Origin of the sequence: Arcanobacterium ihumii (genome assembly GCF_900604515.1) — a bacterium.
GTDB classification, from domain to species: Bacteria; Actinomycetota; Actinomycetes; order Actinomycetales; family Actinomycetaceae; genus Arcanobacterium_A; species Arcanobacterium_A ihumii.
Genome location: NZ_UWOS01000002.1, coordinates 320,181 through 339,897 on the forward strand (window position 1 = coordinate 320,181; position 19,717 = coordinate 339,897).

Below are 19,717 nucleotides of genomic sequence, written 5' to 3' on the forward strand. Positions count from 1 at the left end.
GGCGGATCTAGAGTGGCGTGTCGGCTACTAATTTGCTCAATGAGACCCATCTGTAGCTGAATCATTGTCAAGGACAACAACGCCGCCAAAGCGTCCTGTTGTTTCCCCCAGTTTTGTTGCAGCGCGGTGAGAAAAATAGTCATCTGATTCAAGTGTGCAGATATCAGTTACGCGAACATCGTTAACCCCTGCGTTACGGAGCTGAGTTTTCAGAGCTCTCGGGATATCGACCGCAGATGTCCCCCACGAGGTTATTGATTGTGCCCCCGGGAAGTTGTTCTCGATCCTTTGAACCACCTCGTTAGGCAATTCGTAGCACCGTCCACAAATCCCCGGACCGATGACCGCCATGATATTGTTAGCTATGCTTCCACGGTCCAGTAATTCCGATACAGCCTTGCCGGCTATGTTGAGTTCAAGGCCAGCTCGTCCGACATGGACCGCGGCAGCTCGATTGCCAGTTGAGTCAATTAAAATTAGCGGAGTACAGTCCGCAACCATGACCACTGCACCGAGTGACTTCCCCTCGGGAATGCCAGAGCCTTCAACGATAATGGCATCTACCTCTCCTACATTTAGCGATCCATTATCATCGCGGGCAGAAGATGCATCAGCAATTTGGTCGCCATGTACCTGGTTCATCCAAACCAGAGATGAATGGAACATTCGTTCAAGGGTTCGTCTGTTCTGCTGAACCGCGTGAAGATCATCTCCCACATGGAGACCGAGGTTGAAAGAGGCATAGGGCCCCTGTGAAACACCGCCTGACCGTGTGGTGAATCCAAATCGAATAATTTGACCGTGAGGCGAATAGATTTGGCTTTGGTTACAGGATTCGTCTTCACCATACTTTTTGTATGAATTCATAAGTGAATCAGCACCTAAGAAAAGTGTGGCCTTTGATAGGTACTATCAAAGGCCACACGGTTGAAGTTCAGCAATATACCAGGCCTATTTCTTATTCCTCACCGAAAAGAAAAGGTGGGATATCAAGGTCTGGACGGCGACGGCTTGATTCGTCTTCCAAAATCGGTGGAACATCCAACGAAGTTGGCGCTGCAGACAGCGCTTCTTCCGCATTAGCATGCGGAGCTGCCGGCGAAGCAACGTTTCCACTTACCGCTGGGCGCTGCGCAACGCGGTCATCATTAGTAGGAACTTCGCGATGCTTTGCTCCCTGCTCAGGAGCCAGCGGAATTGCAGCAGCCTGAGGAGCCTTAGTCTCGGATGAAGCAAGGCAATTTTCATTTTCATCAAATCCAGCAGCAATAACGGTAACGCGCAATTCATCACCAAAAGATTCGTCGATCATAAGACCAATAATGATATTTGCGTTTGGATCGACGGCTTCCTTTACCAGGTTCGATGCCTCAGAGTATTCGGCAAGGCTCAAATCTGTTGATGCTGTGAATGCAAGCAATACGCCGTGAGCACCATCGATACGGGCTTCGAGTAGTGGCGAAGATATTGCATTTTCAGTAGCACGAAGAGCACGATCTGCACCCGATGCACTTCCGATACCCATAAGCGCAGTACCGGCATCTTTCATAATCGCCTTAACGTCTGCAAAGTCAAGGTTGATCTGTCCAGGCTTGGTAATAAGATCTGAAATTCCCTTAACGCCGGAGTTCAAAACTTCGTCAGCCATACGGAAAGCTTCGATAATTCCAACGTTTTGTTCGGAGATCTCCAAAAGTCGATCATTCGGAATAACGATGAGAGTATCTACCGCTTCACGCAGGGCGGCAATACCTTGATTTGCATTGCGAGTACGCTGTTGTCCTTCAAAACCGAAAGGACGAGTAACGACGCCCACGGTAAGTGCACCGAGCTCACGAGCTACTGATGCAACAATTGGAGCTGCACCAGTTCCCGTTCCACCGCCTTCTCCAGCAGTAACGAAAACCATGTCGGCACCATCAAGAGCATTGCGAACCGTCTCGATATTTTCTTCCGCCGCACGCTTTCCAACAGTAGGATCTGCACCTGCGCCGAGTCCTTGCGAGACATTCATTCCAATATCAAGCTTCGTTTCTGCTTCAGACTTCGCAAGTGACTGTGCGTCAGTGTTGACTGCAATAAAATCGACACCTGCAAGTCCATCTTGAATCATTCGGTCAATGGCGTTAACGCCACCTCCGCCAACGCCAACAACTTTGATGTCAGCTGCATTGTTCATTGAAAACATTGCCTATTCCTTCCGAAACTTCAAGTTGTACTTGAAGTTTTCCAACTTCAACCTCGCGGAAAAAGTAATGTGATTGGAACTATTAAGCAACAATATAGCTAGGTGTGTTGCGAACGAGAAGTGGATTCGCGCCTGTTTCTTTGCTGCACGCAGGCCAATCTACTGAGCAACTGGAGCGGTAGGAATCGAAACGTCGAACTTAGACTTTTGTTCTCCTAAGACGGCTCGCAGCACCTTTGCCTTTGCAGCACCGTCCTTTGTAATTCCCCAGAAAACTTCACGTCCATCTTTAAATGTAAAAGCGAACTGGTATCCGGAAGATACCCGTATCTTGGTAATATTGCTAGATAAATCTGCTTGTAAATCACCGAAAACTTGATCGATGTCTCGAAGCACCCGCGCTTTATCGAGCGCTTGCGGAACCTCATCAAGAATTGGCAAATTCTGTGCCACTTCTGGTGGAATCTGAAGTTCTTCACCTTTTACAGACAGAGGTACACATGCACCATTCTTCATCACACAAACCAGCGGAATCTGCGGGTCAATGTCGATGACTAAGCCAGAAAATGGAGAAACGCTCACATTTGCATGAGCAACTTCTGGAATTTCTTCTAAGGTGTCCTCAAGCTCCCCCCGGTTGATGCGCAGAAGCTGTTTGCCTTCATAGTTTTTCAGCACTCCGGCAACTCTTTCCTGACTCGTCGGGTTAGTTGAACCGCTAAAATTCACAGTTGTATTTGAGACACCAATCTTCATCATCGGCGAAAAAAATAACAACCACCCAACAAAAACCAAGATTGCCACTACTCCAAGCAAGATAATTGCTTTCTTGATTCTTCCTCTGCGGATCTCACTCTTCTGTTCGGCACGTCGATCGCCCAACGAAACGACGGCGGAGTCTCGTCTTATCTGGGTGCTCACCTTTTCTTTGCGTGGATCTAGCTTCAGAGGGGCAGCAGCTGCCGAAATCTTCTTTCTCCACTCACGGTATTCCGAATACTCCGCTTCATCTTCGAAATACGGCTGCGCTTTCACTCGACCCGTGAGCTTCTTGAGCTTAGCAAAGCGTACCTTCGACTCAGTGACATCACTTTCGTTCCTGAATTTAGCACCCACGTCTTTGCGATTGTCTTTATCGACGTAAGTGGACGAAACCTCCTCAGACCAGTCGTCCGACGATGACGCAGCAGTTTCAGCAATAGGTGCCGTTTGCGCAAAAGCAGCCGTTTCTACACTGTCGGCACTGGGAAAACTCTCACCCTGCGATAGCTCTCCCCCGTAAGATTGATTCAAGTTCGAAGGTGTGATCTTTCGTGGCTTTCGAGGCTGACGGGGGGCTCTCATCGTCTAGTCTCCAGTTCCTGTAAGATCACGGTACCAAGTTCCGTGACGTCTCCCGCGCCCACAGTCAGAACAACATCCCCGCTCTGAGCACGATGCGCGATCTCACGAGCAGCTTCTTCTTTGTTGGCAATATACGTAGCACCAGGTAAAAATGCTGTAATTGAGTCACCTTCGCAACCATCGGACGGAACTTCTCGGGCTGCGTAAACACTAGTTACGATAACGTCGTCGGCAATTGACAATGCTTTAGCAAACCGTTGCGCAAAATTCTTAGTCCGCGAATAAAGATGGGGTTGGAATAGCACCCGAACGTTTCCTTCAAAAAGTGACTTCGCGGTGCTTAGCGTAGCTTCAACTTCAGTGGGGTGATGAGCATAATCGTCGATAACGCGAATGTCATTGGCTTCGCCACGAAGCTCAAATCGGCGTCCCGTGCCACGGAATGAATGTAATGCGCGTGCCATGTCTTCGCCGCTAACTCCAAGCTCAACTCCCACTAGCCACGCTCCAGTTGCATTAGTGAGCATATGCTGACCCGGCACGGACATACAGATTTTGTGCTCAACTTCCTCAAAAATAATGTGACCACAGTTTTCGTTTGGTGCGGCATCTATATGTTCGTCTTTATCAACTAGCAACGCGTGCTTTTCACCTACGTCACAAGCAGTGCGTCCATAGGTCCACACACGGATTCCTTCACTACTTGCTTGTTTGGCAAGTTTCACTGAGCCCTCATTATCGGAACAGCAGATCAGCAAACCACCAGGAACAATCCGGTGAGAGAAGTCAACAAATGCTCGTTCAAAGTTCTCAAAAGATCCGTAATGATCTAGGTGATCAGCTTCCACGTTAACAACCAGCGCGATCCTTGGTGCGTAATTAAGGAAAGACTGATCTGATTCATCGGCTTCAGCCACCAAAATTGAGCCAGAACCGTAATAAGCTCCGCTCAATCCGCCTGCTAACGAACCTCCGATAGCTCGTGAAGGATCGAGGCCAAGTTCTGAAAACGCAACCGCAAGCATACCTGTGGTGGAGGTTTTCCCATGTGCACCTGCAACCGCAATGAAGTCTTTATCGTGAGAGGCAAACGCTAGTGCCTCCGAGCGGTGAATGACACTTTGCTCGCGCTTACGAGCAATCATTAGTTCGGGATTATCCGCTTTGATAGCAGATGAAACAACTATTGTTGCCTCAGGGTTAACGTTCGCGCCGTTATGTCCAATAAAAACCCGGGCGCCTAGTGATCGTAAACGCTCGATATTGTCCGAACTGCTTCGATCCGATCCGCTCACTTGATGTCCTTGCGCCATCAGGAGCTCAGCAACGACCGACATTCCCGCGCCACCGATTCCAATCAGGTAAAACTTCACGAAGCTATCTCCAATATTTTTGTTGCTAGTGTATGTGCGCCATCAAGTGGCGAAACGGCTCGCGCTTTCAGCGACATTTCTTTCAGTTTCTCTCCGCCAAATAAGGAAAGGACCTTGCTTTTAAACCAAGTAGTAGTGAAATTACGGTCAGAAACCAAAAGTGCTCCTCCGGCTTCTACGACGTCTTGGGCGTTCAGTGCTTGTTCACCGTTTCCAATCGGAAGCGGAACAAATACCGCAGGGATTCCAAGACCAGTAACTTCTGCAACCATTCCTGCACCCGAACGAGTGAGCACTAGATCAGCGATCGAGTAGGCTTTTTCCATCCCTAACAGATAATCGATAACTCGATATCCGCGTTCGTCCAGTTCCTCGGTTTTGACCCTGACGCCCTCCAGCTTTCCTTTTCCGGTGATGTGAAGAACTTGGATACCAGCGTCGATAATATCGTGACCGCAATCAGAAACAACATCGTTGAGGCGTTGAGCTCCTAGCGAGCCACCCGTGACAACCATAATAGGACGCGTTGAATCGAAGCCAAACTGATCGAGCACTTCTTGTTTGAGTTGCTCGCGCTGTTCGGAGTCGTTTGCTAATTCTGAAATATTTTTGGCGAGTGGAAGACCCAGCACCTGTGTTTCTCCATTGCGTGCCTTAAGGTTTGTAGAACGGAAAGTCAAAGCCACCAGCCGCGCAAAACGTGCACCTAGTTTGTTCGCCATCCCTGGGCGAGCATTACCTTCGTGTACGACGACGGGAATATCCATCGATTTCGCCGCGAGATAGATCGGAGTGGAAACGTATCCGCCAAAACCGACGACGACGTCAGCTTCCGCATCGCGTAGGATTTCCTTGGCTGCTCGGATTGAGTGTCCAAAACGAGGTAGGAAAGTAAAAGCATCAAAATTTGGTTTGCGTGGGAATGGAACCTTCTCGATGGTCTTTAATGGGTAACCCGCTGCGGGAACAAGCTGGGTCTCGAGTCCACCGGAAGTGCCGACTGCAGTGATGTGAACCTTGGGATTCAATTCTCGCAAGGCATCAGCGGTAGCCAAAAGTGGATTGACGTGCCCAGCGGTTCCGCCACCGGCTAAGACGACCGATGGATTGTTATTAAGCATTTTTCCTCCATGTAACTGCACGGGCACGATGAACCAAATTAGACCGAATTCGCAAGCTCTCCCGCACTCCTGGAATTCCCATAGCACATGAAACCACAATACCCATCATGAAGAGAGTTGCCATTAGTGCCGAACCTCCCTGAGAGAGGAATGGTAGTGGTACTCCAAAGACGGGGAGCAGACCCGTAACCACGCACATATTGAGGAACGCCTGACCACAGATCCATAGCCCAGCTCCCGCGGTAAGAAGTTGACCATAGCGGAACGGATGATTCACGATAAGCCGCACAAATGACCACGCCAGCACCAAGAATAAAATCACGATGATGATTGACCCAAAAAGTCCAAGTTCTTCACCAATAACTGCGAAAATAAAGTCGGTGTGGGCTTCTTTGAGATCTCGCCATTTTTCTTTGCCTGCACCGATTCCTAAGCCTGACCAACCACCGGTACCAAATGCGAACTGTGCGAATTCTGCTTGAGTCGGTTCAACGATGCTTGGAGTCGCGAAGAGATTCGAAAAATAGTCCGAAACACGGCTCAGACGTGAAGGTTGGATTGCGATTAAGACGGCCGCACCGAGCACACCTGCGGCGCCTAACCACAAGATGTATTTACCGGGTAGTCCGGCTAGCCAGAACAAACCGAGGCCAATCATAATGTAGATGATTGATGTTCCCATGTCTCCTGGAAAAAGCACCAACCCAGTAGCAATTCCTAAGCCCGAAGCTGGATATAGAAGTGCATGCCAATCACTCATTTGGGAGACTCGCAGACGTCCGATGAAGTGCGCGAGCCAAACGATGACCGCGAGTTTAAGGAATTCTGAGGGCTGGATCTGAATCGGTCCGAGCTTTAGCCAGTTAGTGTTTCCCGCAACTTCTTTTCCAAAGAAGATGACCGAGAGCTGCAACATACAGGCACCAGCAAAGATTATGTAGCTACTGCGTTCAATCCAACGATAAGGAACGTATGCTAGAAAAACAGCTCCCAGTAGTCCGAGAAAAGCCCACGCCACCTGCCTGATTGCAACAGAAAAAAGACCCACTTCCGAACCGTATCGATCAACCGCACGAATTGAAGATGCAGAGGTGGCCGAGAAAACCATGAGGATTCCCATCACCAACAGCACCGTTGTTACCACAATCATCGTGATAAGCGACTGCTGGATCGCATCGCGCCGCTTCTTTTGGATCTCATTTAGCTCTGGTGAATTAGATGAGATTGGGTCAATCGGTTCAACGAAGAGTGTTCCAGATTGATGCGCACTGTAATCAGACGTAGTCATCAGATTTCCTCGCTCGCATGGAGATTCATACCTTCGACCGCTTGAGAAAACATTCGCCCCCGATGTGCATAGGAATCAAATTGATCCATTGATGCGCTGGCCGGAGCCAACAACACAGTATCAGTAGTGGCTGTGAGGAGTTCGGTAGCCTGTTGAACCGCGGAAGTCATTGGATTTTGATCGTCTACATCGATGTATCGAACCGGAACTGAGACCTCCCTTAGTGCCGATTTCCAAGGTTCCTGGTCTTGGCCGATTACCACGACTCCTGCCAAAACCTCTTCAACATCCGATATGAGCTCATCGAATCGAGCACCCTTAGCGAGTCCACCTACAATCCAGATAACCGATTGCTGAGACCTCCCAAGTAGCGATGCGCGAGCAGCATGCGCGTTAGTCGCCTTCGAATCGTCAATCCATGAAACGCCGTCAATAACCGCTACTGTTTCAATTCGATGAGCTCCGATACGATACGAACGTAGACCTTGGGCAATTACATCTGGTGCAATACCAATCGAACGTGCTAAAGCAGTGGCTGCTAAAGCGTCTTTCACAAGATGCGGCGCAATATGATCGGCGCTCATGAGATGACTTAAGTCTGAAAGTTCAAATAATACACAAGCTTCTTTGGAATAACGCTGACCGAATGCACGATCGATAGCAATATCCTCAACTAAGCCAATCTGGCCCAAGGAAGGGATCCCTAGGGTGAGACCGATAGCGCGAGCGCCTTCTTGTACATCCGCATTATCGACCATGGATTGTACGGCAGTATCCCCCACTGGGTAGACACAAGCGATCTGGGTATTTTCGTAAATGCGTGCTTTAGCGTCGTGATATGCATTGCGGCTTCCGTGCCACTCTAAGTGGTCATCATCGATATTTAGGCACACTGACGACGTCGGTGCCATCGACATCGTGGTAGCTAATTGGAACGACGATAACTCGAGTGCAAAAGCACGTGGCGCTTCATCGTCCGTTCTTGAAACTTCCGTTACTGCAGGTGTTCCAACATTTCCGATTGCCTTACCTCTAAGGCCTGCTTCCACCAAGATCGATTCAAGCATCGTGACAGTGGTCGTTTTGCCGTTCGTTCCCGTGATACAAAGCCACGGTGCAAATTCTCCATCAGTATTACGTGCACGAAGATTCCAGGCCAGCTCGATCTCTGACCAAACTTCGATATTCGCTTCACGTAGCGTTTTCCATTCATACCCGGTTTGACGAAAACCTGGCGCAATAACCACAATTTCAGGTTTCCAGTCGATTAGCTTTGCAATTAATGTTTCAGGATCAGGGTGTGCAAAGGTGTAATCTGTTGCCACGTTATCGTGAAATTTCTGGACCGCGTCTTCGCTAGCATCCCAAGCGCTAACGATTGCCTCAGTCTTGGAAGTAAGAACATCGATGCTTGCAAGCCCAGAGATACCCAGCCCAAGTACCGCAATCCGCCGATCAACGAAATAATCAAGCGTTGGAATGGAATAACTCATTGCTGGGCCAGCCATTCAGCGTAGAACAACCCAATACCTGTGGCGGCGAGCAAGAATTGAATCAACCAGAAACGCACCACGATTGTCACTTCTTTCCAGCCTTTTAGCTCGAAGTGATGATGCAAAGGCGCCATACGGAACACGCGTTTTCCAGTGGTTTTAAAGAATCCGATCTGGATTACGTCTGAGATTACGATAATGACGAAGAGTCCGCCGATGAAAACAGCGAGGATCTCAGTCTGGGTAAGAATCGACATCCCCGCAAATGCTCCGCCAAGGGCCAACGATCCGGTATCACCCATAAAGATACGAGCAGGCGAGGTATTATGCCAGAGAAATCCGAGGCACGCTCCCACAATTGCCGCCGCAATCATAGCGAGGTCACGAGGATCACGAACGTCGTAACATCCGTTTTCCGGATTAACGACGGAAAGGCACGGTTGGTAGGACTGCCACAGAGTAACGACTACATAGGCACCGAAAGCCACTGCCGAGGCGCCAGCAGCAAGACCGTCAAGACCATCAGTGAGATTGACTGCATTCGACCAAGCGGTAATCAGGAAGTTTGCCCAAAGAATAAAGAGGATCATTCCAATGATGATTCCGCCAAAAGCTAGATCAAACTTGGTGTCGCGGACTATGGAAACTTGGGTTGAGGCAGGGGTACGGTTCAATTCATTTTTGAACTGAAGCGCGAGAACAGCGAAGATGATTCCCACGCTTCCTTGTCCAATCATCTTTGTAATAGGGGTCAGACCCAAAGAGCGCTCTTTGCGGACCTTGATAAAATCATCAAGAAATCCAATGAACCCAAGGCCGACCATGAGGAAAAGTAGCAACACTCCAGACGCATTCGGAGCACGTTCGGTAACTAAATTACTGATGGTATACCCAACCACTGTGGCAAGAATAATAATCACGCCACCCATTGTTGGAGTGCCACGTTTAGTCAAGTGGGAGGTCGGTCCGTCTTCTCGGATAAACTGCCCATAAGAACGCCGCTGAAGCAACTTAATAAAGAGGGGCGTGCAAAATAAGGAAATACCGAGAGCTACTGCACCCGCAACCAAAATTGAAAGCATTTATGCCCCTTCTGTAAAGAGTTCATCCGCGATATGCCAAATCCCGGAACCATTCGAGCCCTTTAATAAGACTACGTCACCGGCGTCGAGATACGAATGAAGAAACTCTTGTGTTTGATTCAGCGCACTAAATTCATAGACTTCAACCCCACCGAGTTGCGCAGTTTCGATGAGAGGTTCGATCCCCTCTCCTACTCCAATTACAACGTCGATTCCAGCACCCACGATGAATTCGCCAACGTCGGCATGCTCCTGGGCAGATTCCTCCCCGAGCTCTAACATAGCGCCAAGCACCGCGATCTTTCGGTTCTCTTTGCCAAAATCAACTAGCGCACGCAGCCCGGCACGCATCGAATCAGGGTTTGCATTGTATGAATCATCAATTATCGTCATTTCGCGAACATGGCGTACATCCATTCGGTGCGGGCTAAGCGCTTTTGCCCTTTGTAAAACATTTGAAATTTGCTCGATCGATGCCCCAAGCAAAGAAGCAATAGTACCCGCCGCCAGTGCGTTGTGAACGTGATGTATACCGGTAAGTCCCAGCTGAATCTGCTGAGTTTTATCGCCAAGATGGAAAATAAACTGAGCGTGACCATCAACGTTAGCTACCTCAGAGGCATATACGCAGTGAGAACCTAGTTCGCAGAGGTCCCCCACACAATTATTTGAGAAGAATGTTACTGGAACGCTACTTTTAGCTGCCATGGCTCGTACGCGGACGTCGTCGGCATTTAAGACGACGTGTCCTCCATCTCGCGTACCCGTAACGATTTCGGACTTGGCTTGAGCAACATTTTCAATTCCGCCAAACTCACCGAGGTGGGCGCGAGCAACCGCCAAAACTGCCGAAATATCGGGAGGCGCAATAGAAGTTAAGTATTCTATATTTCCGATATGATCTGCACCCATTTCCAGCACGAGGGTCGCAGTCTCTAAATCGGCACGCAAAACCGTTAGTGGTAAACCCAACTCGTTGTTGAAAGAGTTGGGAGGTGCAACAATTGGTCCACGGAACGCAAGAAGATCAGCCAACAGATCTTTCGTCGTCGTCTTTCCAACTGAGCCAGTGATACCAACCACTTTGAGGTTTGAGTTTCCATATACTCGAAGTGCCTTTAAAGATTCGCGTGCCAGCCTGCCGACCGCCTTAACAACGTCTTCCACAGCAATAATTCGCGAAGCTGGGGCACCTGCCGAAAGGGCGGTTTGTGGATCGTCAGATAAAACTGCAACAGCTCCACGGCTAAGGGCATCAGACGCATAGAAATTTCCATTGGATCGCTCACCTTGAATGGCAACGAACAGCTCTCCCCCACTCACTGCGCGATTATCAGTAGCTACCGAGGTAATCTGTTCAGACAAGGCTTCACCGGCAGAGCCTTCTAGTAGTTTTCCTCCGGTGGCTTTAAGAACGTCTTGGAATGAAGCATCAAACATCTATTAATCTTCCTTACCTAGCAAATCGTTCTTAGCCAACAAAGCATTTTGAGCGTGCATATTGCGCTGACCAAGAGCATCGCGAGCTACAACTCGATCATCTAACTCAACCATTGTTCCATTGCAATCCTGCCAGATTTCGTGCCCACGACCCGCTATTAAGATAGTGTCTTGAGGTTCGGCATTGGCAATTGCATAATGAATTGCCTCGGTGCGATCACCAATTTCAATAAATTCAGCATCCGTTGCAATTCCCTCAATAATTTCCGCACGGATTCTCGCTGGGTCCTCCGAGTGAGGATCATCGTCGGTAATAATCGTCAAATCGGCTAGAGATGCAACAATATTGCCCATAATTGGTCGCTTTGTACGGTCGCGATCACCTGCGGAACCGGTCAATGTAACTAAACGACCCTTCGTCGTCAGTCTTAACGTTTTAATAGCTTGTTTGAGAGCGTCAGGATTATGCGCAAAATCAACTATCACTCGCGGCATAGTCGCAACAATTTCCATGCGTCCCGGAACCTTCGGTTTCAAACCACCAATACTGAGAAGCGCTTGGGAAATTTCATCGAGCTCCACACCGGATTGTGCCACCATCGCAATTGCAAGTGCCGCGTTCTGAACGTTAAATTCACCTGGAATATCAAGCTGAACTGATATCGACTCACCGCGTGGAGAAACCAAAGTAAAGGAAGAGCCAGTTGCTTCTACGTGGAAGTCTTGAACTTTCCAGCCACCATCGGAAGGGAGCTCCGAATGGATTGCTAGAGCAACGCAGTCCTGACCACGTTCAGCTTTAGTTTGGCTGTAGAGCTGCCTTCCATACTCATCATCTACCGTGATTACACACGATCCTGAGTTTTCTGTGCTAAACAAAAGCTTCTTGGCCGCAAAGTATTCATCAAAAGTCTTATGGAAATCTAAATGATCTTGGGTTAGATTCGTAAATCCCGCGACGTTAAAATGAATTGGCCGAGTTCGATTCTGAGCTAAAGCGTGCGAGGAAACCTCCATCACCAGCGCGTCAATCGAATATTCACGCATCTTCGCGAGCATCGCTTGGAGCTCAACAGCCTGAGGAGTAGTCATGAGCGCTGGGATTTCTTCCGAGCCGGCACGAACCATAACAGTGCCTACTAGTCCCATTCGCTTACCTAGCGCGCCCAAAATCGAATCGATCATGTAGCTGGTGGTTGTTTTACCATTTGTGCCAGTGATTCCAAAGGATGCGATACCTTGGCTCGGGTATCCATAAATTAACGCAGCTAGATCACCTTGACGCTGTAAAATATCTTCACACACAACTATAGGGATAGCGAGTCCTTCGCTTGCTTTGATTAGCTCCCTACCAGCGCTATCTGTGATGACGGCGCAAGCACCATTTTCTTGAGCGTTACCAGCGAACTTCGCGCCATGGACTCGTTCACCCGGAACAGCAACGAACAAGTCCCCCGGTTGAACTTCTTTGCTACCCAGTGCGACGCCAGTTACTACAATATCTGCACTGGATTGTGCTCCGTTTTGAGAGGAATTGTGAAAGGTCGCATCAAGGAAGTCAACGACGGCGTCCAAAGCAATTCGTGGACTTAGCTCAGGCCTAATCATTATTACTTCCCTAACTCATTTTCATACCACGGATACTTATACAATGGCACAGAGGACGGTGGAACCTTCATCTGACGCATCGCAAACTCTCCAATATCTGCAAATACGGGAGCAGCAATCACGCCACCAAAGCCAGGCTCGTGACCGGTATATACTACAACAGCAACGGCAATTTTTGGGTTCTCGGCCGGGATTAAACCGGTAAAGGTTCCAACCAACGCTGTTGTTTTACCAGCTGAGTTAATCACCTGAGCGGTTCCTGTTTTACCCGCCACGTTATATCCTGGCACGGCAGCTAACTGGCCAGTCGACCCCTTTTGAGTAACACCTTGCATCATCTTCAAGATAGTGTCTGAAGTTTCCGGAGAAATAACTTGCTGTGCTTTATCAACGACGGTGGGTTTGTAATTCCCTTTTTCGTCGTAGGTACCATCAACGATATGGATCGGGTTCTTCACTCCCTTGCTACCCACAATCGAACCCACTTGTGCGAGTTGAATCGGGGTAACAGCGTAAGCCTGACCGAACATTGTAGTGAACTTCGATCGACGATCCCACTTCGTGTAATCATTAAGTAATCCTGGCTCTTCAGCAGGTAGTTCAATACCAGTTTTACTACCCAAGCCGAATGCCTTCATGTATTCGAATCGCTTTTTGTCCTCAATCAACTGACCAATTTGAACCAAACCAGTGTTGTAGGAAAGCGCGATAATTCCAGCAGCAGTCATGCGTACCGTTGCATGCTGCTCAACGTCGTTAATTACTTCACCTGTGGAGGTTTTGTATTGCGAAGGAACGGTGAAAACACTGAGTGGATTGATTTTACCTTCGTTAATAGCCGCCGAATAGGTAACGATCTTTCCCGTGGAACCTGGTTCGACCACGCTCGATACCGACCTCGAGCCCCAGTTCTTTGGATCGGCTTCATTGAGTTTTCCAGGGTTTGGGCTGGCGCTATCAGCTAAAGCAAGTACACGTCCAGTTCCGATTTCAATAACGACGGCGCTACCCCATTTAGCTCCAAATCGGCCCACCGATTTATCAACGGCATCCTGAGCGACTTTTTGCATATCTCGGTTAATGGTTAGCTTAATTTTTCTACCATCAACAGCGGGAGTATCACTGATCTCGCCTTGCGGAAAGATTGTCCCATCCGGTCCAACCTCAACGGTAAGTTTACCGTCCACGCCTTTAAGAACATCATTCAGGGACTGTTCGATTCCCGCACGTCCCTGCGGATGCGGATCGTCTTCAGTTTGACCCACATATCCCAAGATAGTTCCCGCAACCGTACCGTTTGGGTATTCGCGTTGCATATAGCGCTCCGGGAAAATACCGTGAATGTTCAGATCATTGATTTTTCGCCATTCATCAGGGGTAAGACCAGATTTAATTAATCCCCAGTGAGACTTCTTTTCACCTCCAAGTAAGCGTCCACCCAAAGTGGCTTGATCTTCTTTAAGGATCGGTGCGAGCAACGCCGCCGCAGCAGCTGCACCTGTTCCGATGACTTCACCGTCGTCGTTATATTGCTTGAAATCTTTAATTGCGACTTGGTCAACTCGAACATTGTATCGAGGAACAGAGGTTGCGAGTACATCCCCGTTAGAGTCAAGGATATCGCCACGCAGAGCTTCTTGAGTATATGAACGGGTACGGAATTCGCGGGCCAAGGACGATAATTTATCGGCCTGAAGTACCTGAAGGAACACCAAACGCCCTGCTAACAGCACAGCCATCACCAAGATAATTGCGATGATTGCGCGTAAACGCCTGTTGGTGGTAGCGCGAGCGTATCGGACCGAGTTCACCTCTTGTGCGCTGGCATTTTGTCCTTGCCTAGCATTAGGGCCGGAGTGTGAGAGGTGTGAACGATGATTCTCACGTTCCGTCATACCAATCCTTACTTCTTGTTGTTGCCCGTGATCGCTCCCGAAGCAACGTCAATATGGCGCAGATCCTTTGCCGTGACCATCCCCAGCTTCGCCGCGTTTTCGCGTAGACGATCGGGAGTAGACAGACCGACAACATCTCCTTGAAGCGTATCCATGCGCGCCTCTACTTTACTTAATTCCACTTTAATGGTCTTTAGTTCATATGCACCTTGGACCATGCGTGTGTTGAGATAAAAGGCAAGCGTGATTGAAACTACAAAGATAAGGAGACACGCCGTCACCGTTCCAAACAACCCTCGTGCGGGAGCCGGACTTGGTACGACTTTAAGTCCTGGCGCAGCAAGTACTGGACGTGACTTAGGCGAAACAGCGCGACGCGAGACCGCGTAGTTTGCAGCACTCATAAAGTGTCCCCTCGATAGTAATCTGGATTAAATAAGTGAGTTGGAGTGGTACGTACTCGTTCCACTGCGCGAAGTCGAACCGATGCAGATCGTGAATTGAGCGCGAGCTCTTCATCGTCTGCCTTCACCGCTCCGCGTACTAATGCCTTCAAGAACGGCTTGTGGTCATCGAGTTCCATCGGTAATCCCGCTGGTGTTGTTGACTTCAACCCCCGCTGGAAAGCATCTTTAACAATGCGATCTTCAAGCGACTGGTAGGATTCAATAACCAAACGTCCGCCGACCCGCAAAGATTCAAGTGCTCGTGGTACCGCTTTTTCAAGCACAGATAGTTCGGTATTAACAGCGATTCGAATCGCTTGGAAAGTGCGCTTCGCAGGATTTCCACCAGTTCGTTTAGCTGCTGCCGGAAGCGCATCACGAACCAATTCCACCAGTTCCGTGGTAGTTGCCAGAGGTTTGGTTTCACGACGACGAACAATCGCCTGAGCAATTTTCATCGCAAATTTTTCTTCTCCGTAGACTCGTAAAATTCGTGCAAGTTCTCCAACTTCAACCGAATTAAGAAGTTCTTGAGCAGAAATTCCCTGGGTGGGATTCATACGCATATCAAGAGGTGCTTCATGCGAGTATGAAAAACCTCGTTCTGCATTATCTAGCTGGAGAGAAGAAACCCCTAGGTCCATTAAGATCGCATCTACTTTTCCGTGATCACCGTACTTGGCTGCAACTCGGTCAACGTCGTCGTACGTGGTAAGCACGGCATGGAAACGTTCACCGAAACGTTCAAGGCGTTTAGATGCCAACTCGATTGCCTGCGGATCTCGATCAATTCCAACGACGGTCACGTCTGGGAATTCGGTCAAAATACCTTCGGAGTGACCACCCATGCCGAGGGTACAGTCAATTACGATGCCCGTTGCGCGCGAATCAATAGGGCGGGAGATAGCAGGGGCCATGAGGTCAATGCAGGTACGCAAAAGGACCGGCTGGTGGAGCGCATTGTTTTCTGCGCTGAGTGACGTTGACTCCACACCGACTCCTTTCTTGATTTCGGCATCCCTATGTATTTCCCCGTCGTGGGCTAAGGCAATTTGATTCCTTACCGCAGGCTTGAAGTTGGGGAATTACCTCAAGACGGCGGTAAGAAACCAAACAGACTCAGAACACTCCGGGAATTAGTTCTTCTTCTCGATCTGCAAATTCAGATTCGTTTCCTTCAAGGTAGGAATTCCACGAATCGAGATCCCAAACTTCGACGTGATTACCCGAACCAATAACAGCAAGTTCGCGGTTAAGGCTCGCATAATCGCGAAGATTGGCTGGAATCGTGATTCGTCCCTGTTTATCTGGAATCTGATCGTTGGCTCCCGAAAGGAACACGCGGGTATACGTACGTGCTTCTTTAGAAGTCATCGGTGCCTGCTGGAGCTTTTCTAAATGTTCTTCAAAATTTGCCATCGGGAATACGTACAAACAGTGTTCCTGCCCACGCGTAATTACCAATCCACCAGCAAGTTGCTCTCGAAACTTGGCAGGAAGGATCAGGCGTCCCTTATCGTCCAAACGCGGTTCGTACGTTCCGAGAAACACCTTGCACCTCCCCTCTCAAGGTTTATAGCTCCACTTTACTCCATTTTCAACCACAAGCAAGTCTATTTCAGCATTTTGCGCCACAATTTTCTTGGTATAGCAAGGAAAAATCTGGTGGAGGGTTTTTCACACATTTACGCGGCTTGAAGGTAAAATTTTAGGGGCGACGCAATGCGTCGCCCCTAAAATAGAGTTTGCTAAAACTAAATTAAGTTATTTTCGAATTATTGTTGGCCTTGATCCCTACGGCGCAACCACTCTTGAGCCTGCTTCTCCATAAAATTCCCCGATCCACCAAACGGAGACTTTCCCGTGTGAGAAGTGGAGGAAAGCCGGATGGACTTTTGTGTGGCACCATTGCTGAGATACCAGAATCCAGCAAATACCACCACTACCCCAAGCACTCCCAAAGCAACGATCTCAAGGGAAACTCCGAGCAATACTACACCGAGACCAAGTACAGCGATGATTAAGCCACCTACCAAGTTCTTCGGCGAAATCGAAAGCCGCTTCACCGTCCCCTCATCAGACGCTAAAGTCTGTGCGAATTTTGGATCATCACCACTAAGCTGACTCTCCAATTCCTCAAGCATTCGTCGTTCGTAATCTGAAAGCGCCATTGAAACTCCCCAAGATCTTCGTTATATCATCACCAGCCTAGCTGAATGCTGCACCGAAAGGTAGTCAGATCAAAAGGTTGTAACGAGGAATTATTCGTGTCTATCCCGAGGTTGAAAGCCCATCAACGACGCCGGCAACACCACCGAGCTACCAAACTTCTGTTGCACAGCGTCAATTGCGTTTTCAGCTTGACCGCGCCGCCCGTCGTCATCCAGGGCAATTTGGATACCTTCACCATCTTCAACAAAGTGTTCCGCACGGACCCCAATCAATCTAATTCCCGAAGCCGGCATTTCCACACCTCTGAACAGGCGCTTTGCCGCCTCAAAAATGACGCTCCCTACATCTGTTGGTGCACCGAGTGTCGTGGAACGATTGATGGTAAAGAATTCTCCAGAGCGAATCTTGATCGAAACAGTACGTGCCATATAGTGGCGACTACGCATGCGACGTGCCACTTCAAGCGACTCATCCAAAATTACGTTGAGCACCTCATCGCGGTCGTGGAGAAAATCAAAGAAAGTCCGTTCCTTACTAATGGACTTATCACTCGAATCAGCATGGACCGATCGGGAATCCTGATTCATCGCGAGCGCATAAAGCTTTTTCCCTGCCGCTTCCCCGAGCATTTTTACCATGCGGTTTTCACCCAACTGAACGATATCGGCAACCGTCTCCACGCCACGATCTGAAAGTTTTTTACGAGTCTTGTCCCCAACACCCCACAAAGCACCAACTGGCAAGGAATGGAGAAACTCTAAAGATCGCTCATTGGGGATCAGAAGCATACCGTCAGGCTTGGCATGCGCAGAAGCTATTTTCGCAAGGTGCTTCGTGGAAGCAATACCGATGGAGGCCCCTACACCAACCTCTTCATGGACTCGAGATCTAATCATCTGTGCAATCTGGACCGGTCCTCCGAATAGACGTCTCGACCCACTGACATCTAAAAAAGCTTCGTCAACCGATACTTGTTCAACTAGCGGGGTAACATCGTGCAAAATTCCCATGATCTGGCGCGAAACATCTTTATAGCGCTCCATATTTACAGGCAGAATAAGCAAATGAGGGCAGCGTCTTTTAGCGATCGCAACCGGCATCGCGGAATTGACGCCGAATTTACGCGCTTCATACGAGGCTGCGGAAATTACCCCTCGTTCTTGACCGCCGACCGCCAAGGGAATTCCACGGAGGTGAGGTTTGTCTAGCAGCTCAACGGAAACAAAGAATGCGTCCATATCGACGTGAAGGATAGGAGTACTTGAATCATCACTTCCCCAGTTCCGCCGAAGTGATTCGTTTCTTGGTGCACGTGACATTACTCCCTACTCCTCCTTCCCTACTTCTTAGTGGTTCCAGTCTACTGGAGAGTGATTCTGCTCCATGCTGATTCTTAGATAGTATGCCACTATGAAAACTCAGCGCGAAGTATCCCCTCTACCCCAAACGTTCAAAACGATGATGTCTTTGCTTGAGGTTCGCGCTACCCCCGGCGACCCTGATTTACTAACGCTTTGGGTAGATGGAACTGAATCATCGGCGATCCGTTTTTCGGACCCGCATTTCCTAGAGTTTGAATATATGGAGCATATCCGAATTTCCCTCAATTCAATTTTTGAGCCACCCACCCCGCTCAAAGTTCTTCACCTTGGCGGAGGCGGTTGCACATTGGCACGTGCTTTGAATGCAGACCGACCAGGTTCGCGCCAATTAGCTATAGAAATAGATTCCGAGTTAGCTCAGTTTGCGCGCCAGTGGTTCGATCTTCCCCGCTCGCCTTTCTTGCGAATCAGAGCAGAGGATGCACGTCTCACTCTAGACACCAATAAAGGTACCTGGGACGTGATTGTGAGAGATACCTTTAGGCACGGGATCATTCCAGATCCCCTACGCACCGTTGAAGCTCATCAGCAGGCAGCCAAGCTCTTGGCAGACGGCGGAATTTACTGCCTCAATGTTGCGGGGCATTCGGGACTTTCGCATCTCTACGAAGAAATCCGTGCGCTTGAGCCATCTTTCTGCCATCTAGCAGCAATTTCCGATCCCGCCATATTCAAAAGCAGGCGCTTTGGAAATATCATTCTGTTGGCAAGCAACAATCCAATACCAGTTGACTCAATTGGTCGAGAGCTTCGTAAGCTTCCCCTTCCCACCTCGATTATTGGTTCACAGCGGCTGTTATCGGGAGCTCAGAGCATTCGTGCTTTGACCGATGCCGATGTAGGGTGGAGCGTCGCACAACCATCTCCAACTAAGTGATCATCAGC

17 protein-coding genes are annotated in these 19,717 nt (G+C 49.1%); 1 reads left to right on the forward strand and 16 read right to left on the reverse strand.

The window, feature by feature from the left end; all coding sequences use genetic code 11:
• Positions 1-36: 36 nt before the first annotated feature.
• The 16 genes from EIH22_RS06525 to dinB all read right to left on the reverse strand — a co-directional run bounded on the left by EIH22_RS06525 (position 37) and on the right by dinB (position 18,769).
• Positions 37-867 (reverse strand): polyphenol oxidase family protein, encoded by an 831-nt coding sequence (locus tag EIH22_RS06525; protein ID WP_124054994.1) that lies wholly within the window; start codon positions 865-867, stop codon positions 37-39.
• 91 nt (positions 868-958) lie between these two features.
• Positions 959-2,188: a cell division protein FtsZ gene (gene ftsZ, locus EIH22_RS06530; protein WP_124054995.1), complete on the reverse strand. Its 1,230-nt coding sequence runs from the start codon at positions 2,186-2,188 to the stop codon at positions 959-961.
• A 159-nt stretch (positions 2,189-2,347) separates the two neighbouring features.
• The gene (locus EIH22_RS06535) at positions 2,348-3,532 is read right to left on the reverse strand and encodes a cell division protein FtsQ/DivIB (protein WP_124054996.1); all 1,185 of its coding nucleotides are present in this window, start codon (positions 3,530-3,532) and stop codon (positions 2,348-2,350) included.
• On the reverse strand, positions 3,529-4,905 hold the full coding sequence (gene murC / locus EIH22_RS06540; protein ID WP_124054997.1) for a UDP-N-acetylmuramate--L-alanine ligase: 1,377 nt from the start codon (positions 4,903-4,905) through the stop codon (positions 3,529-3,531). Before murC ends, EIH22_RS06535 begins: the two co-directional genes overlap by 4 nt.
• Positions 4,902-6,026, reverse strand: coding sequence for an undecaprenyldiphospho-muramoylpentapeptide beta-N-acetylglucosaminyltransferase (gene murG / locus EIH22_RS06545; RefSeq protein ID WP_124054998.1), 1,125 nt, complete (start codon positions 6,024-6,026; stop codon positions 4,902-4,904). Before murG ends, murC begins: the two co-directional genes overlap by 4 nt.
• The gene (locus EIH22_RS06550) at positions 6,019-7,314 is read right to left on the reverse strand and encodes an FtsW/RodA/SpoVE family cell cycle protein (RefSeq protein WP_124054999.1); all 1,296 of its coding nucleotides are present in this window, start codon (positions 7,312-7,314) and stop codon (positions 6,019-6,021) included. The genes murG and EIH22_RS06550 overlap by 8 nt, the downstream gene beginning before the upstream one ends.
• Positions 7,314-8,807: a UDP-N-acetylmuramoyl-L-alanine--D-glutamate ligase gene (gene murD / locus EIH22_RS06555; RefSeq protein WP_124055161.1), complete on the reverse strand. Its 1,494-nt coding sequence runs from the start codon at positions 8,805-8,807 to the stop codon at positions 7,314-7,316. Before murD ends, EIH22_RS06550 begins: the two co-directional genes overlap by 1 nt.
• The gene (mraY, locus tag EIH22_RS06560; RefSeq protein ID WP_124055000.1) at positions 8,804-9,889 is read right to left on the reverse strand and encodes a phospho-N-acetylmuramoyl-pentapeptide-transferase; all 1,086 of its coding nucleotides are present in this window, start codon (positions 9,887-9,889) and stop codon (positions 8,804-8,806) included. The genes murD and mraY overlap by 4 nt, the downstream gene beginning before the upstream one ends.
• Positions 9,890-11,329 (reverse strand): UDP-N-acetylmuramoyl-tripeptide--D-alanyl-D-alanine ligase, encoded by a 1,440-nt coding sequence (locus EIH22_RS06565; RefSeq protein ID WP_124055001.1) that lies wholly within the window; start codon positions 11,327-11,329, stop codon positions 9,890-9,892.
• Positions 11,330-11,332: 3 nt separating this feature from the next.
• Positions 11,333-12,937 (reverse strand): UDP-N-acetylmuramoyl-L-alanyl-D-glutamate--2,6-diaminopimelate ligase, encoded by a 1,605-nt coding sequence (locus tag EIH22_RS06570; protein WP_124055002.1) that lies wholly within the window; start codon positions 12,935-12,937, stop codon positions 11,333-11,335.
• Between the two features lie 2 nt (positions 12,938-12,939).
• Positions 12,940-14,832: a peptidoglycan D,D-transpeptidase FtsI family protein gene (locus EIH22_RS06575; RefSeq protein WP_124055003.1), complete on the reverse strand. Its 1,893-nt coding sequence runs from the start codon at positions 14,830-14,832 to the stop codon at positions 12,940-12,942.
• Between the two features lie 8 nt (positions 14,833-14,840).
• Entirely contained in the window at positions 14,841-15,236 is a 396-nt protein-coding gene (locus tag EIH22_RS06580) for a hypothetical protein (protein ID WP_124055004.1), read from the reverse strand.
• Positions 15,233-16,270: a 16S rRNA (cytosine(1402)-N(4))-methyltransferase RsmH gene (gene rsmH, locus EIH22_RS06585; RefSeq protein WP_124055005.1), complete on the reverse strand. Its 1,038-nt coding sequence runs from the start codon at positions 16,268-16,270 to the stop codon at positions 15,233-15,235. The genes EIH22_RS06580 and rsmH overlap by 4 nt, the downstream gene beginning before the upstream one ends.
• A gap of 127 nt (positions 16,271-16,397) precedes the next feature.
• The gene (gene mraZ, locus EIH22_RS06590) at positions 16,398-16,829 is read right to left on the reverse strand and encodes a division/cell wall cluster transcriptional repressor MraZ (RefSeq protein WP_124055006.1); all 432 of its coding nucleotides are present in this window, start codon (positions 16,827-16,829) and stop codon (positions 16,398-16,400) included.
• A 224-nt stretch (positions 16,830-17,053) separates the two neighbouring features.
• Positions 17,054-17,449, reverse strand: a complete 396-nt coding sequence (locus EIH22_RS06595; protein ID WP_124055007.1) for a DUF3040 domain-containing protein — start codon at positions 17,447-17,449, stop codon at positions 17,054-17,056.
• Between the two features lie 90 nt (positions 17,450-17,539).
• On the reverse strand, positions 17,540-18,769 hold the full coding sequence (dinB, locus tag EIH22_RS06600) for a DNA polymerase IV (protein ID WP_124055008.1): 1,230 nt from the start codon (positions 18,767-18,769) through the stop codon (positions 17,540-17,542).
• A 91-nt stretch (positions 18,770-18,860) separates the two neighbouring features.
• On the opposite strand from dinB, the gene EIH22_RS06605 reads away from it, so the two are divergent.
• A complete protein-coding gene (locus EIH22_RS06605) occupies positions 18,861-19,709 on the forward strand; it encodes a spermidine synthase (RefSeq protein ID WP_124055009.1) in 849 nt (282 codons plus the stop codon).
• Positions 19,710-19,717 lie beyond the last annotated feature (8 nt).

Excerpts from the sequence above, each read along its gene's own strand:
- EIH22_RS06525 (WP_124054994.1), bottom strand. The coding sequence starts at position 867 with ATGAATTCATACAAAAAGTATGGTGAAGACGAATCCTGTAACCAAAGC.
- ftsZ (WP_124054995.1), bottom strand. The coding sequence starts at position 2,188 with ATGTTTTCAATGAACAATGCAGCTGACATCAAAGTTGTTGGCGTTGGC.
- EIH22_RS06535 (WP_124054996.1), bottom strand. The coding sequence starts at position 3,532 with ATGAGAGCCCCCCGTCAGCCTCGAAAGCCACGAAAGATCACACCTTCG.
- murG (WP_124054998.1), bottom strand. The coding sequence starts at position 6,026 with ATGCTTAATAACAATCCATCGGTCGTCTTAGCCGGTGGCGGAACCGCT.
- EIH22_RS06550 (WP_124054999.1), bottom strand. The coding sequence starts at position 7,314 with ATGACTACGTCTGATTACAGTGCGCATCAATCTGGAACACTCTTCGTT.
- murD (WP_124055161.1), bottom strand. The coding sequence starts at position 8,807 with ATGAGTTATTCCATTCCAACGCTTGATTATTTCGTTGATCGGCGGATT.
- mraY (WP_124055000.1), bottom strand. The coding sequence starts at position 9,889 with ATGCTTTCAATTTTGGTTGCGGGTGCAGTAGCTCTCGGTATTTCCTTA.
- EIH22_RS06565 (WP_124055001.1), bottom strand. The coding sequence starts at position 11,329 with ATGTTTGATGCTTCATTCCAAGACGTTCTTAAAGCCACCGGAGGAAAA.
- EIH22_RS06570 (WP_124055002.1), bottom strand. The coding sequence starts at position 12,937 with ATGATTAGGCCTGAGCTAAGTCCACGAATTGCTTTGGACGCCGTCGTT.
- EIH22_RS06575 (WP_124055003.1), bottom strand. The coding sequence starts at position 14,832 with ATGACGGAACGTGAGAATCATCGTTCACACCTCTCACACTCCGGCCCT.
- EIH22_RS06580 (WP_124055004.1), bottom strand. The coding sequence starts at position 15,236 with ATGAGTGCTGCAAACTACGCGGTCTCGCGTCGCGCTGTTTCGCCTAAG.
- EIH22_RS06595 (WP_124055007.1), bottom strand. The coding sequence starts at position 17,449 with ATGGCGCTTTCAGATTACGAACGACGAATGCTTGAGGAATTGGAGAGT.
- dinB (WP_124055008.1), bottom strand. The coding sequence starts at position 18,769 with ATGTCACGTGCACCAAGAAACGAATCACTTCGGCGGAACTGGGGAAGT.
- EIH22_RS06605 (WP_124055009.1), top strand. The coding sequence starts at position 18,861 with ATGAAAACTCAGCGCGAAGTATCCCCTCTACCCCAAACGTTCAAAACG.